This window comes from Kitasatospora sp. NPDC058170, assembly GCF_042883905.1.
In the GTDB taxonomy this organism is placed as follows: Bacteria; Actinomycetota; Actinomycetes; order Streptomycetales; family Streptomycetaceae; genus Kitasatospora.
In genome coordinates this window covers 115,060-128,657 of the sequence record NZ_JBHVUV010000018.1, presented here as the reverse complement: position 1 = coordinate 128,657, position 13,598 = coordinate 115,060, and the positions used below count along the sequence as shown (strand labels likewise).

Here is a 13,598-nt window from a genome sequence, read left to right as displayed (position 1 = left end):
CGGACCACCCGTACAAGCTCTGGCCGCCCTACCTGTGTTCCCCGGCGGACGCCCGGCCGGTGCTACTCGGGGAGCCCCGCGCGGCGGCGGGCGACGGCCGCGACGGCCACCCAGTCCTGGTCCGCGTCCCCGTGCGCCAACGCGTCCAGGAAGGCGTCGCGCAGCACGCTGCCGAAGGGCAGCGGGACGTGGGCGGCGGCCCCGGCGCCGAGTGCGAGGTCGACGTCCTTCAGCCCGAGCGGCAGCCGGAAGCCGGCCGGTCGGTAGCGGCGTTCGGCGACCATCGAGCCGTAGCCGGTGTAGATCGGCCCGGGGAAGAGCGTGCCGGTGAGCATCTCGACCAGGTCGGTCGGGCGGACGCCGTTGGCCTCGGCCAGGCTGCACGCCTCGGCCATCGACTCGATCGCACAGGCGATCAGGAAGTTGGCACTGATCTTGGCGGTGTTGGCCTGGCGCGGGCTCGCCCCGAAGTACCAGGTGTGCCGGCCCATCGCGGCGAACAGCGGCTCGACCCGGGCGAGCAGCCCCTCCTCGCCCGCGGCGAGGATGTTCAGCTCGCCGGCCTCGGCCACCGGGGGACGGCCGAGGACGGGCGCGGCGACGTAGCCGATGCCGTGCTCGGCGTGCAGGGCCTCGGCGCGCTCGGCGAGCGCCACCGAGACCGTCGCCATGTTGACGTGTACCGCGGCCCCGGCGCCGGCCAGCAGGGCCGGGTCGAGCAGCAGCCGTTCCACGGCCTCGTCGTTGGCGAGCATGGAGACGACCGTCTCGGCGGCGAACGCGTCCGCCGGCGAGTCGGCAGCCTCGGCGCCCAGGGCCACCAGGGCGGCGACCGGCTCGGGCGAGCGGTTCCAGACCCGGACGTGATGGCCGGCCCGCAGCAGGCTGGCGGCCATGCCCCGGCCCATCGCGCCGAGGCCGACGAACCCCACCGTGCTGTCGGTCATCGCACCCTCCCACTGCCGCCCCGCCGGGCCGACCGTACGGCCACGACGCATCCGACTGTACGTCAGCCCGCCGAGGTCGGAAGGCGTTCGAAGGGCAGCCGGAATCCGGCTGAAGGCGGGCGGCCCGGCTCTGGGGTCCGTCTTCGGAGACGGACCCTAGGCGCTGCGGGCGAACGCGCGCCGGGACGCCCGGGCCGGGCCGGCCTCCAGCTCGGCGAGCACCCGGCCGCGCAGCAGTTCGTACTGGGCCTGGAGCCGGCCCGGACGCTGCGGGCGGGCGACCGGACGGCCGGGGCCGACCAGCTCGTCCGGGCCGAACTGCTCGCGGGTGAGGTCGATCTCGACGCCCGTCGCGAACCGGTTCCACCAGTGCAGGTCGGTGCGGACCCCGCCGACGTGCACCTCGCCCATCATCAGCTCGCCGCCGAGCAGGTCGTGCACGACCATCGCCGTCACCCCGCACTGGCCGCGGGCCGGATTGTCGGGACGCCAGTGGGCCAGGTCCTCGGGCGCACAGGTGTCGACACCCCAGGAGGAGCGGATCGCACGTTCGATGTCGTTGAGGGTCCACGCCGTCATACCGGGAAGCCTGCCACGGGCCACTGACACCGGCACCGGCTTTTCAATGAGCCACCCCGTGTTCTGCGCTGACCTTCTCAATCTTCACCCGTACGAGGAGCTCGCCCGGGACGCCGTTGCGCGCGCCGTACTGCTCGGCCAGGTCCTCGCCCATGTAGCGGGCGGCTATCCGGGCCGCCCACGCGCGGACCTCGGGGAGGTCGTCGCTGAGCGTGGCGGTGCCCTGGACGAGGACGTAGGAGAACGGCGGCCGCTCGTCGTCCACGCAGAGCATCACCCGGCCGTCGCGGGCCAGGGTGCGGCCCTTGACGGTGGCGGCACCGGTGTTGAAGAGGATCTCGTCGCCGTCCAGCAGGTACCAGACCGGGGCGACGTGCGGGCGTCCGTCGACGCGGGTGGTGGCGATCTTGGCAGTGCGGGTGCCGGCGGCGAGGAACGCGCGCCACTCGGGCTCGGTCATGTGTGCCATGGGCCCATCCTGGCCGTCGCGGCGGCCCGGCGCGAGGGCGGTCCGCGGCGGCGGCCGGGACAGCGCCCCGCGCCCGGCCTCAGACAACTGCCGGACGGCCGCGGGACAACCGGGTGCGACCGGGTGCGACCAGGTGCGACCGGGACGGTCGGGGGCCCGTCCCGGTCGCACGCCGGCGCCCGGCCGGCGGCGGCTACTTGCCGAGCGCCGCGACGCCCGCCTGGGCGAACTGCTCGTCCAGGTCGCCGCTGGGCGCGCCCGCGACGCCGATGGCCGCGACCGGCGCACCCTTGGCCTGCACCGGCGCGCCCCCGGCCAGGAACAGGGTGCCCGGGATGTCCTTGAGGTTCGGCGCCTGCGCCAGGCGCTTGGCCAGCTCGGAGGTCGGCGCGTTCCAGGAGACGGCGGTGAACGCCTTGCGCTCGGCGGACTCCGGCGACTGCGGGCCTGCGCCGTCGCCCTTGAGCAGGACCCGGGTGATGCCGTCCCGGTCGACGACCGCGACCGAGACGTGCTGGCCGGCCTTGGTGGCCGCGTCCAGGGTGGCCTGGGCGGCCTTGGTGGCGGCCTCGATGGTCAGGCCGGTGGTCTGGGTGAGGTTCCGGTTCTGGGTGTCCGCCTTCACCGCGGAGGCGGCGGCCGGGGTCTCGGCGGTGTCGGCGCTGGCCGAGACGGCGCCGACGGTGGCGGCGGCCAGTGCGGCGACGGCGACGGTACCGGTCAGCACCCGGGTACGCACGGCGGTCTTCTTCATGGTCCAGCTCCTCGGAAGGTCGGTCGGGCCTGGTCGGGCCCGGCTGCTCTGCTTTCGATCCTCCGGCCGGCACCCCGCCCGGCACATCAACGGTCCGGCGCGGGCTCGCAGGCATGATGGACGACAGGACCGTCAACCGATCGGCTGATGCGCGCGGGGGCCGGACGGGCCACCATCGAGGGATCGGCCCAGGTCGGCGCGGTGCGCGGCCGGGCCCGTCGGCCGTGCGCGGCCCACCCGTCCTACCCGTCCCGGGCGGTCCGGCGCCGGTGGCGCCCGGCCCCGGGAGGCGCGGCACCCCAGGAAGGAGCACCCCGTGGAGCAGCCCCGCCCCGCCGTCGGCGAGGACGCGACCGGCCAGGGTGCGACCGGCCGGGGCGCCGACGGCCAAGGCGCCGACGGCCAGGACGCCGGGGACCGCGACGCGGGCCGGCTGGCCGTCCTGCTCGACTCCGCCTTCCTGCTGCTGCTCGCCACCTCGCTCAGCCGCTACCTCACCCACCACGCCGACAATCCGCAGGTCCCCTGGGTCCTCGGGCTGAGCCTCGCCCTGGCCGTCGCCCAGCCGGTCGGCTCCTGGCTCGCGCACCGCCGCCCGGTCGCCCCGGGGCACCGCCGCCGGCTCTGGCCGCTGGCCGTGGTGGTCTCGCTCTGGGTGGTCCTCGTCCTGCTCGCGCCGAGCTTCGCGTGGTGCGCCGTCCCGCTCGTCTACACGGCGCTGCGCACGCTGCCCGCGCGGACGGCGATCCCCCTGGTGGCCGCGCTCACCCTGCTGGTGGTGGTCGGTGAGATCCGGCTGCCGGGCGGGGTGGACGCCAACCTGGTGCTGCTGCCGCCCGCAGTGGCGGCGCTGGCCACCGCCGTCTTCCTGTACATGGAACGGCAGGCCGAGCGGCAGCGCGTCCTGATCGCCGACCTGGTCCGCACCCGGCGCGAACTCGCCGCCACCGAACGGCGGGAGGGCACCCTCGCCGAACGCGAGCGGCTCGCGATGGAGATCCACGACACACTCGCCCAGGGGCTCTCCAGCCAGCAGATGCTGCTCCAGGCCGCCGACCGCACCTGGGAGTCCGATCCGGCGACCGCCCGCTCCCACGTCCGCACCGCCGCCGAGGTGGCGGCCCGGAACCTGGCCGAGGCCCGCCGGTTCGTCCATGACCTCGCACCGGCCGAGCTCGCCGACGGCCGCACCCTGGACCAGGCCCTGCGGGCGCTCGCCGAGCGGGAGTCCGCCGAGAGCGGGCTGCCGGTCCGCTTCCTGCTGGACGGCGCCCCGGTGCCGCTGCCGGCCGCCGCGCAGTCCGCGCTGCTGCGGATCGCCCAGGGCGCGCTGGCCAACGTCCGGGAGCACGCCGGGGCGTCGGCCGCCGCGCTGACGCTGTCCTTCCTCGGCGACCAGGCCGTGCTGGACATCGCCGACGACGGGCGGGGTTTCGGCCCGGCCACCACCGACGCCGGGCCCGGTACCGACCGGTCGGCCGAAGGTCCCGGCGCCGACGGTCCCGGAGCCGGTGCCGGTGCCGACGCTCCCGGTCCCGGCGCCGACGGCCGGGGCCACGGTCTGCCCGCGATGCGGGCCCGGCTGCGCCAGCTCGGCGGCACCCTGACGGTCGAGAGCAGCCCCGGCGAGGGCACCGTCGTCTCCGCCGCGATCCCCCTGGAGGTCCGATGAACGCCGCCGCCCCGACGCCCCCCGCGCCCGTGCGCCTGCTGGTCTGCGACGACCACGCCGTCGTCCGGGCCGGCCTGCTGGCCCTGCTGGCCAGCGCCGGCGACATCGAGGTGGTCGGCGAGGCGAGCAGCGGGGAGGAGGCCGTCTCGCTGGCCGCCCGGCTGGCCCCGCAGGTCGTCCTGATGGACCTCCAGCTCGGCGAGGGCATCGACGGGGTGGAGGCCACCCGGCGGATCACCGCCGGGCCGAACGCCCCGCACGTCCTGGTGCTCACCACGTACGACACCGACGCCGACATCACCCGGGCGATCGGTGCGGGCGCCACCGGCTACCTGCTGAAGGCCGAGCGGCCGGAGGAGCTGTTCGCCGCGGTGCACGCCGCCGCGCAGGGCCGGACGGTGCTCTCCCCGCCGGTCGCCTCCCGGGTGATGGCCCAGATGCGGGCGCCCGCGCCGCAGCTCACCGAGCGCGAGCAGGAGATCCTCGCCCAGCTGGCGCAGGGCCTCGGCAACCGGGAGATCGCCCGCGCGCTGTTCATCAGCGAGGCGACGGTGAAGACCCACCTGGGCCGGATCTACGACAAGTTGGGCGTCGACACCCGGGCCGGCGCGGTGGCCGTCGCCAAGGAGCGCCGGCTGCTGCGCTGAGCAGTCACCGGCTGACGCTCGGTAGCGCCCGGCGGGCGGAATGTCGGATTCCGGACCATCGCACACCCGGCACGACACCGATCCGGCCGGGCAGGTCCGCCCCCGGCGCCGCCCGCCGCACCGGAACGGGCGATCCGGGGCTCCGGCCGGGGCCATTGAGACGTATACGAATGACTACGCCCACACAAGGGCCGTTCTGCCCAACCCCGATGACCGGACGTCATCCGGCCATGCCCCGACCGGACCTCCTGTGTGAAGTTGTGGATATTTCGTGGATCTCAGCATTGACAAACCAACCACTCGGTTTGTTAGCGTGAGATCAACGACGCCCCCGGTGGTGGGGCTCGCCGAGGTCCGTGCGGACCGCCCTCGCCGGAGGGTGCGCCAGGGGGGTGCGGCGAGAGCCAGGGGAGTCGGGGGGAGCGGCGCGCCAGGGCCGTGCGACGAGGCGGCGCGGAGCGTGTCCGGGGGGACTCGCTCCGCGTCATCTCCCGCTTTCCGCCCTCCCGTTCGACAGGACGGGACGGGACAGGACGGCGCAGGACAGGGCAGGGCGGACCAGGCCTCACCGGCCGGGCTTCACGGACCGGGGCAGGCCGGCTTCCACAGGCCGGACTTCACCGGCCAGGTCGGGCCGCGCCCCGCGGAGCGCGGCCAGGACCCGTCCAGCCGGGTCTAGTCGAGCGCGGTCCAGAACGGACAGCGCACCTCCGGCACCGGCGCGGCGTCGACACCGCCTCCCGGCGCCTCGGGCACCCCCGGGACACCGGGTGTGCCCAGCGGGTACGGCAGCTGCTCCGAGTGGAGGACCCCCGGCGAGGCCGCCGTCAGCCAGGCGTTCCCCCACGGGCCGAATCCCAGCGCGAGCCGGTAGCCGCTGCGGGTGACGGCACTGACCCCCGGCGGCCCCGCCGCCACCGTGACCACCACCCGGCCGCGCCGCCGCCAGTGCTGCTCCACCGTGCCCAGCAGCGCCCGCCGACGGGCCGCCGAGATGATCGTCGTGATGTGCCGGCTGCGGGTCACGTACCAGTGCACGTCGCCGTCGCCCGGACCGGCTCCGGGCGCGGGCAGCCGGGCCCCCGCTCCGGGCACCCCGTACCGCCAGGCCAGCGCCGGCCGGATGGCACCGAGGGTGTCCCGCAGCAGCCGCTCGCAGTGCTCCGCCGCGTCCGCCTGGTCGGCGGGCGCCTCCCGGACGCCGATCGGCCCCGCCGGTTCGCCCGGGTGCTGCTGCCAGACCTGCACACAGTCCTCCGCGACTCGTCCCGGCGCCCGGACCGGCCGGGCCGGGGTTCCGTTTCCCCTTGGACGGCTCGCCACCCCGCCACGGTTCCACCCGACCTGACGGCGTGTCCGCTCGCCGCCCCCACCGTACGCCGCGCCCTCCCCCGCCGTACGCCGAGCCCCGCCACACCGCCCGCCGTGGGTAAACTGCACCGAGTAGTGCACCTTTGTCGAAGGAGAGACGCCCGATGACCCCAGGGAACCCAGCGCCCCCCGCGGGCTCGCGCCGGATGCCGGAGAAGCGGCAGGCCATCGCCCGCGCGGCGAGCACGGTGTTCGGCCGCGAGGGCTACACGCGGGCGAGCGTGGACGCGATCGCCGCCGAGGCCGGCGTGTCCAAGCGCACCATCTACAACCACTTCGGCGACAAGGAGAAGCTGTTCCTCTCCGTCGCCCTGGAGACCGCCGGCGAGCTCACCGAGATCATCGCGGGCCTGGCCGACCGACACCTGCACAAGATCGTCGACCTGGAGGCCGACCTCACCGCCTTCGCCGTCGACCGGGCCAGGGCCGTGATCGCGGCGGGCGACCACTACGCACTGGGCCGCACCATCCGCGCCGAGGCGGGCAACATCCCGCCCGACGTCCTCGGCGCCTGGCTGGACGCCGGCCCGCTCGCCTCCCACCGGGACATCACCGCGCACTTCGACCGGCTGGCCGGACAGGGGCTGCTGCACTTCGACGAGCCGGAGCAGGACGCCGCACTGGCCGCGACCCAGTTCACCCTGCTGACCTTCAGCGGCGCCGCCGACCGCACCTTCTACGGCGCGGTCCCGATCCCGGAGGCCGAGCTGGCCTCCGGCGTCACCAACGGCGTCCGCGCGTTCCTGCGCCTCTACGGCTGATCCCGACCACCCCGCCAGGGCCGGACCCCGCACCCGGGGGCCGGCCCTGACGCGTACCCCCGCTCGATCACCCCCCGAAAGTGCACTGCACGGTGTAGTTGATCCCATGCCCTACACCGTGTAGTTTACTTTCTTGTCAGCCCGCACCGCCGGACCGGCAGACCGGACACCCACCCCGCAAGCAAGGAGCCCAGCCATGCCCAACGTCACCGTCGGCACCGCCCGCATCCCGTACCGCGTCGTCGGCGAGGGCCCCGACACCCTGCTCCTCGTCCACGGCACCGGCCCGGGCTCCGGCATGTGGGACCACCTGCTGGACGGCTTCACCGACCGCTACACCGTGCTGCTCCCCGAGCTGTCCGGCAGCGAGAGCGCCGAGGACGACGGCGCCGAACTGACCGTCGAGATCCTCGCCGCCCAGGTCAACGCGGTGATCGAGGACGCCGGCCGGGGCCCGGTCGACCTCGTCGGCTTCTCGCTCGGCGCGGTCGTCGCCACCGCCGCCGCGGCCCGGCGGCCCGAGCAGGTCCGCCGGCTGGTCGCCGCCGCCGGGTGGGCCAACGCCGACGACGAGTACCTGCGCAACATGATGACCGTCTGGCTGGCGATCGCCGACGACGAGGCCGCGTTCGGCCGCTACGCCACGCTCACCGCCTTCAGCCGGGGCTTCCTCAACGGGATCGGACGGGAGGCCGTCGAGGCCAACGCCGCGTTCATGCGGCCGGCCCCCGGCACCCTGCGGCACATCGCGCTCAACCTGAGCCTGGACATCACCGGGCTGCTGCCCCGCGTCCAGGCCCCGACCCTGGTGATCGGCTGCGCCCAGGACGCCACCATCCCGGTGGAGAACGCCCGCCTGCTGCACGCCGGCATCCCCGGCAGCGAGTACGCCGAGTTCGACACCGGCCACGTCGTGGTCTTCGAGCAGGCGGAGGCCTTCACCCGGAAGGTCCGCGACTTCCTGGCGGCGGCCTGAGCCGCCGGTGGTCCCGGCCGCCCCGGACACCCCCGCCGACCGCCCCGGACGCTCCGGACACCTCGCCCGTGGCCCGCCGGCCCGCCCTCGGAGCACACCGCCCCCGCGCTGGCAAGACCCGCACCAGAACGTCCGATTACCGACGTCGACCGGAATACGAATTGACTCCACGTCAGCTTACGGGGAGAGACTGCCCCGACCCCATGATTCGTCCGCAAACGGCAAGGAGACACCCGTGCGCATACTCTTCACCGGCCCGGCCGCCGCCGGCCACCTGTTCCCGATGGTGCCGACCGCCCAGGCGCTGCGCGCCGCCGGCCACGAGGTGCTGTTCGCGGGAGGGCAGCCGCTGGACCAGCTCCGCACCGCCGGCTTCCCGGTCACCGAGGTCGGGGACGGCCGCACCATCCGCGAGGTGTTCGAGCAGTCCACCGGGGGCAAGATCCGCTACGTCAACCCCGACCTGACGCAGGACGAGATCCTCGACGGGGCGGCCGTCGCCTTCGCCGCGGCCTCCCGCCCCACGGTGGACGGCCTGCTCTCCGCCGCCACCGGCTGGGGCGCCGACCTGCTGATCTACGACTCCTTCCAGGGCGCTGCGCCGCTGGTGGCGGCCAAGCTCAAGCTCCCCTCGGCGATCCAGAACTTCGGCGTCACCCCCGGCCGCGGCATGGTGACCCGCCTCGCGTCCAACCTCACCGACCTCTACGAGCAGCACGGCGTGGCCGGACCGGCCGAGTCGCTCCCGATCAACGTCGTCCCGGCCGAACTCGGCGGCGACGCGGACGGCCTGCGGATGCGCTACATCCCCTACAACGGCGGCGGACTCGTCCCCGCGGACCTCCTGCACCGCGGCACCCGCCCGCGCGTCGCCGTCACCCTGGGCACCGTGCTCACCCAGATGGACGGCGTCCGCGCCATCGTCCGCCTGATCGAGGCCGCGGCCTCGGTGGACGCCGAGTTCCTGCTCGCGGTCGGCGACGCCGACCTCACCCCGCTCGGCACCCTGCCCGCCAACGTCCGACCGCTCCCCTGGGTCCCGCTGGCCGAGCTGCTGGGCACCTGCGACGCGCTGATCCACCACGGCGGCGCCGGCACCATGCTCACCGCCCTCCAGGCCGGTCTGCCCCAGCTGCTCCTCCCCCAGGGCGCCGACCACTTCGTCAACGCCGACGCCCTCACCACCGCCGGCTCCGCCCTGCAGGCCACCTCCGACGCGGTCGACAGCGCGCTGCTCACCCGCCTGTTCACCGACCCGGCCCTCCGCACGGCCGCCACCCGCCTCCAGGCCGAGAACGCCGCCCTCCCCTCCCCCGCGGCCCTCGTCCCCACCTTCGAAGCCCTGGTCACCGCACCCCGCTGACCGGCCGGACGACGCCGAAGCCGCAGGCCCTTTGACCTGCGGCTTCGCCGTGCGGAGCGGGCCGCGGGAGCCGAACCCCCGCCGGCGTCGGAGAGCCCCGGCAGCGGCCGGCCGCGGGCCGGGTGGGCGGCGGGCCGTCCCTTGCCTGACGCATTGGTCTAGTCCAAACTGATCGTCTTCGAAGCCTCTGCAGAGTCGGCCGCGCACGGCCCGCAGCGCCACCGCCGGTCGTGACCGACAGGTCGCGGTCGCCGGACAAGCGGTCGTCGGACGAGCGGTCGCCGGATGAGGGGGATGCCATGGCGGAGCGGACGTCGGCCACGGGGCTTCCCCGGGGAGGTCCGACCGGCGGGCCCGACCCGTTCGGCCCGCCGCTCCAGGCGTTCCGCAGACGCGCCGGGCTGAGCCAGGAGGCGGCCGCGGCACGGGCCGGGATCAGCACCAGGGCGCTGCGCGACATCGAGCACGGCCGGGTCCGGCAGCCCCGGTTGCGCACCCTGCAGCGCCTGGCCGAGGCGCTGGAGCTGACCGGCGGCGAGCTGGCGGAGCTGCTGGCCGCCGCCCGCACCGGGCCACCGCGCGGCGCCGGCCGGCCGCGTCTGCTGATCCTCGGCCCGCTCGCCCTCCAGCGCGGCCAGAGCCCCGTCCCGGTCACCAGTCCGATGCTGCGCCGCCTGCTCGGGCTGCTGGCGCTCAGGCACCCCGAGCCCGCCCCCCTGCAGGAGATCACCGACACCCTCTGGCCGTCCGGGCCGCCCTGCTCCCACCAGAGCCTGATCCACACCTACGTCAGCCAGGTCCGCCGACTGCTGGAACCGGACGTCCTGCGGACCGCCCCGGCGCCGACCGTCGTCCGGACGCCCACCGGCTACCTGCTGGAGGCGGCCCGGAACCAGATCGACCTCGGCCACTTCGACGAGCTGCTGGCCCAGGCGAAGCGCCTGCACCGGGCGCCGGACCAGGGGGCCGCGTACGCGTCGCTGACGCAGGCCCTGCAGTGGTGGCGGGGTCCGGTGCTCGCCGACGCGGACCTGGTGCTGCGCCAGCACCCGGCCGCGGTGGCGGCCAACGAGCGACGGGTCAAGGCGGTGCTGCTGCACGCCGACACGGCACTCCTGCTGCGCCGCCCCGAGGAGGCCGTCCCGGTGCTGTGGGACATGGTGAACACCGAGCCGCTGCACGAGGGTCTGCACGCCCGGCTGATCCTCACCCTCGCCGGCTGCGGGGAACAGGCCGCCGCGCTCAACGTGTTCGGCCGCCTGCGCGACCGGCTCGACGAGGAACTGGGCATCGCGCCCGGCGCGGAGGTCCGCGACGCCCACCTGCGGGTACTGCGCCGACAACTGCCCGTCCCACAGCGCCCCGACCAACTCGCGCCGGACGAACGCACGGTGAGCCCCGACCGACCCGCACCGGCCGACCGACCCGCGCCCACCGGCCCGCTCCCGGCGCAACTGCCCGCCAGGTCCGGCTCCCACGTCGGGCGGAGCCGGCAGCTGACGGAGCTGGACGCCCTCGTCTCGCCCGACCCGGCGCGGCGCCCGCAGGTGGTGGCGGTGGTCGGCGCGCCCGGGGTCGGCAAGACCGCCCTCGCCACGCACTGGGCGCACGCCCGGCGCGAACACTTCAGGGACGGACAGCTGTTCGTCGACCTGCGCGGCCGTTCCCGGCTTCCGACGCTGCGCCCCGGCGACGTCCTCGCCCAGTTCCTCCGGGCCCTGGGCACTCCGCCCGACCGGCTGCCCGCGGACGAGGACGAGGCCGCGGCGCTGTACCGCACGCTGCTCGCCGACAAGCGGATGCTGATCGTGCTGGACGACGCCCGCGACGCCGAACAGGTCAGGCCGCTCATCCCGGGCGCCCCGGGCTGCGCGGTGGTGGTCACCAGCCGCAGCCGGCTCGCCGGGCTGGTCGCGAGCGACGGCGCCCGCCGGCTCGGCCTGGACGTGCTCGACCCGGACGAGGCCCGCCAGTTGCTGGGCGGCACGATCGGCGAGTGCCGGGTCGCGGCCGAGGAGGAGGCGGCCCGCCGACTCGTGGAGTTGTGCGGCGGCCTGCCGCTGGCCATCCGGATCGCCGGTGCCAACCTGGTGGCCGGCAATGCCGGAATCGCCGACCACTGCGCCGAGTTGGCGAGCGGCGACCTGCTCAGCCGGCTGCACGTCGAGGGGGACCGCCGCTCGGCGGTGCGGGCCGCCTTCGACCTCTCCTACCGCGCGCTCCCGGCCGCGGCCCAGCGGATGTTCCGGCTCCTCAGCCTGATGCCCGGCCCGGACCTCGCCGTGGACGGTGCCGCGGCGCTGGCAGGCTCGCCCCGGGCCGAAGCGGCCGCGCTCCTGGTGAGCCTGGCGGACGCCCATCTGGTGCAGGAACGGACGGCCGGCCGGTTCGGCCTGCACGACCTGCTGCGCTCCTACGCCCGCGAGCTGGTCGGCCGGGAGGAGGCGCACACCGGTCGGCAGCGGCTCTTCGACTGGTACCTGCACCACACCGACGCGGCGGCGCGACTGCTCTACCCGGCGGAGCCGGCCGCGGACCGGTCCGCGGCGACGACGCCCCCGGCCTCCCCGGCCGCCCCGGCCGCCCCGGGCACTCCCGCCGCCCCGGTCATCTCGGACCACGGCCAGGCCGCGAAGTGGCTGGACAGCGAGCGGGAGAACCTGGCGGGCGCCGTCCTACAGGCGTCCGGCGCCGGCTTCACCGCCGTCGCCTGGCGGCTGGCGGAGAGCCTGCACGGCTACCTCGCGGCGGGGATGTACACCGGCGACTGCCTCAGGGTCGCGACCGCCAGCCTGTTCGCCGCCGTCGCCGACGGCGAACTGCGGGCCCAGGCCGCCGCCCAGTTGCGGCGCGCCGAATGCCACGGGGTACTGGCGAACGACGCGCAGGCCCTGGACCTGGTCGGCAGGGCGCTGGAGCTCGCACAGCAGGCCGGCTGGCTCGACGGCCAGGCGCTGGCGCTGCGCCGCATCGGCGCCGCGCACCTGGGCACCGGCGCCGTCCGGCCGGCCTACGACCACCTCTCCCAGGCCCACGAACTCACCCGGCGCGGCAGCGGGGCGGGAACCGCGGACGACCTCACCGACCTCGGGCTGGTCTGCTGGAAGCTCGGGCGGCTGCACGAGGCCGCCGAGCACTTCTCGCACGCGGCCCGGCTCTCCCACGACCTCAACTCGGCCGGCGCGGAGGCGAAATCACGGAACGGACTGGGGATCGCCCACCGTGCGCTGGGCCGCCCCGGGGACGCGATCCGGGTGCTCGGCGAGGCCCTGCCGATCCACCTGCGGAACGGCGACAAGCACGGCGAGGCGCAGGCGCTGAGCTGCCTCTCGGGCGCGTACACCGACCTGGGCGACCACTCCACCGGACGGCGGCTGGCCCACACAGCGCTCGCCGCTGCGCAGGCGCTGCGCGACCGCGGGCCGGAGGCCGACGCCCTCCTGGCGCTGGGCGCCGCGCAGGAGCGGGCGCAGGAGCCGACCGAGGCGGCCGACAGCTACCGGGCGGCGCTCCACCTCGCCGAGGTCGTGAACGACCGCTTCCCGCAGGCCGCCGCGCTCGCCGGGCTCGCGACGGTCCAGGCCTGCCTGGAGCCGCGGGCCGCCCTGCGCACCGCGGAGCGCGCCGTCGCGCTCTCCCGCGAGGCGGAGTTCCGGATGCTCGAAGGCTGCGCGCTCAACGCCCTGGCCTGCGTACGGATCCGGCTGGGCGAGTCGCGGACCGCCCTGGAGATCGGGCGCGACGCGCTCGCCGTGCACCGCGAGACCGGGCACCGACCGGGCGAGGCGCGCAGCCTGCTGGCGCTCGGCTACGCGCAGTCGGCCCTCGGCGCGCCGGGCAGGGCGTTCGGGCACCGGCGCGAGGCGCTGCGGCTCTCCCGGGCGATGGGCGGCGCCCGGATCCGCTGAGCACCGGCCCGGTCCGGCCGGCCCCGGCGGCAGGACAACTGTCCCGGCAGTCCCGCCAGTTCTGCCGGTTCCCCTGACCCCGCTGGCGGCGACCGGAAGAACCGCAGGTCAGCGTAGGCGAGTTGGGCCGGAATCGGCCTCCCGGGAGGCT

General features: G+C 75.7%; 11 protein-coding genes. 6 read left to right on the top strand and 5 right to left on the bottom strand.

Features of this window, described 5'->3' with window-relative positions; all coding sequences use genetic code 11:
• Positions 1-62: 62 nt before the first annotated feature.
• The 4 genes from ACFVVX_RS21315 to ACFVVX_RS21300 all read right to left on the bottom strand — a co-directional run bounded on the left by ACFVVX_RS21315 (position 63) and on the right by ACFVVX_RS21300 (position 2,749).
• Positions 63-947: an NAD(P)-dependent oxidoreductase gene (locus tag ACFVVX_RS21315; protein ID WP_387947790.1), complete on the bottom strand. Its 885-nt coding sequence runs from the start codon at positions 945-947 to the stop codon at positions 63-65.
• Between the two features lie 156 nt (positions 948-1,103).
• Complete coding sequence (locus ACFVVX_RS21310) at positions 1,104-1,526, bottom strand: hypothetical protein (RefSeq protein WP_387947788.1); 423 nt, start codon at positions 1,524-1,526, stop codon at positions 1,104-1,106.
• 43 nt (positions 1,527-1,569) lie between these two features.
• The gene (locus tag ACFVVX_RS21305; protein ID WP_387947911.1) at positions 1,570-1,986 is read right to left on the bottom strand and encodes a PPOX class F420-dependent oxidoreductase; all 417 of its coding nucleotides are present in this window, start codon (positions 1,984-1,986) and stop codon (positions 1,570-1,572) included.
• Between the two features lie 202 nt (positions 1,987-2,188).
• Positions 2,189-2,749: a heme-binding protein gene (locus tag ACFVVX_RS21300; RefSeq protein WP_387947786.1), complete on the bottom strand. Its 561-nt coding sequence runs from the start codon at positions 2,747-2,749 to the stop codon at positions 2,189-2,191.
• A gap of 316 nt (positions 2,750-3,065) precedes the next feature.
• Between ACFVVX_RS21300 and ACFVVX_RS21295 the strand changes: the two genes are divergently transcribed.
• Positions 3,066-4,421 carry a sensor histidine kinase gene (locus ACFVVX_RS21295; RefSeq protein WP_387947784.1) on the top strand — a complete coding sequence of 452 codons (1,356 nt, stop codon included), beginning with the start codon at positions 3,066-3,068 and terminating at the stop codon, positions 4,419-4,421.
• Complete coding sequence (locus tag ACFVVX_RS21290) at positions 4,418-5,068, top strand: response regulator (protein ID WP_387947782.1); 651 nt, start codon at positions 4,418-4,420, stop codon at positions 5,066-5,068. The genes ACFVVX_RS21295 and ACFVVX_RS21290 overlap by 4 nt, the downstream gene beginning before the upstream one ends.
• A 675-nt stretch (positions 5,069-5,743) precedes the next feature.
• Here the strand turns inward: ACFVVX_RS21290 and ACFVVX_RS21285 are convergent.
• On the bottom strand, positions 5,744-6,316 hold the full coding sequence (locus tag ACFVVX_RS21285) for a hypothetical protein (RefSeq protein ID WP_387947780.1): 573 nt from the start codon (positions 6,314-6,316) through the stop codon (positions 5,744-5,746).
• A 227-nt stretch (positions 6,317-6,543) separates the two neighbouring features.
• Between ACFVVX_RS21285 and ACFVVX_RS21280 the strand changes: the two genes are divergently transcribed.
• The 4 genes from ACFVVX_RS21280 to ACFVVX_RS21265 all read left to right on the top strand — a co-directional run bounded on the left by ACFVVX_RS21280 (position 6,544) and on the right by ACFVVX_RS21265 (position 13,447).
• Entirely contained in the window at positions 6,544-7,200 is a 657-nt protein-coding gene (locus ACFVVX_RS21280) for a TetR/AcrR family transcriptional regulator (RefSeq protein WP_387947778.1), read from the top strand.
• 196 nt (positions 7,201-7,396) lie between these two features.
• The gene (locus ACFVVX_RS21275) at positions 7,397-8,176 is read left to right on the top strand and encodes an alpha/beta fold hydrolase (protein WP_387947776.1); all 780 of its coding nucleotides are present in this window, start codon (positions 7,397-7,399) and stop codon (positions 8,174-8,176) included.
• A gap of 235 nt (positions 8,177-8,411) precedes the next feature.
• The gene (locus ACFVVX_RS21270; protein ID WP_387947774.1) at positions 8,412-9,539 is read left to right on the top strand and encodes a nucleotide disphospho-sugar-binding domain-containing protein; all 1,128 of its coding nucleotides are present in this window, start codon (positions 8,412-8,414) and stop codon (positions 9,537-9,539) included.
• Between the two features lie 299 nt (positions 9,540-9,838).
• The gene (locus tag ACFVVX_RS21265; protein WP_387947772.1) at positions 9,839-13,447 is read left to right on the top strand and encodes a BTAD domain-containing putative transcriptional regulator; all 3,609 of its coding nucleotides are present in this window, start codon (positions 9,839-9,841) and stop codon (positions 13,445-13,447) included.
• The last annotated feature ends 151 nt before the right edge of the window (positions 13,448-13,598 follow it).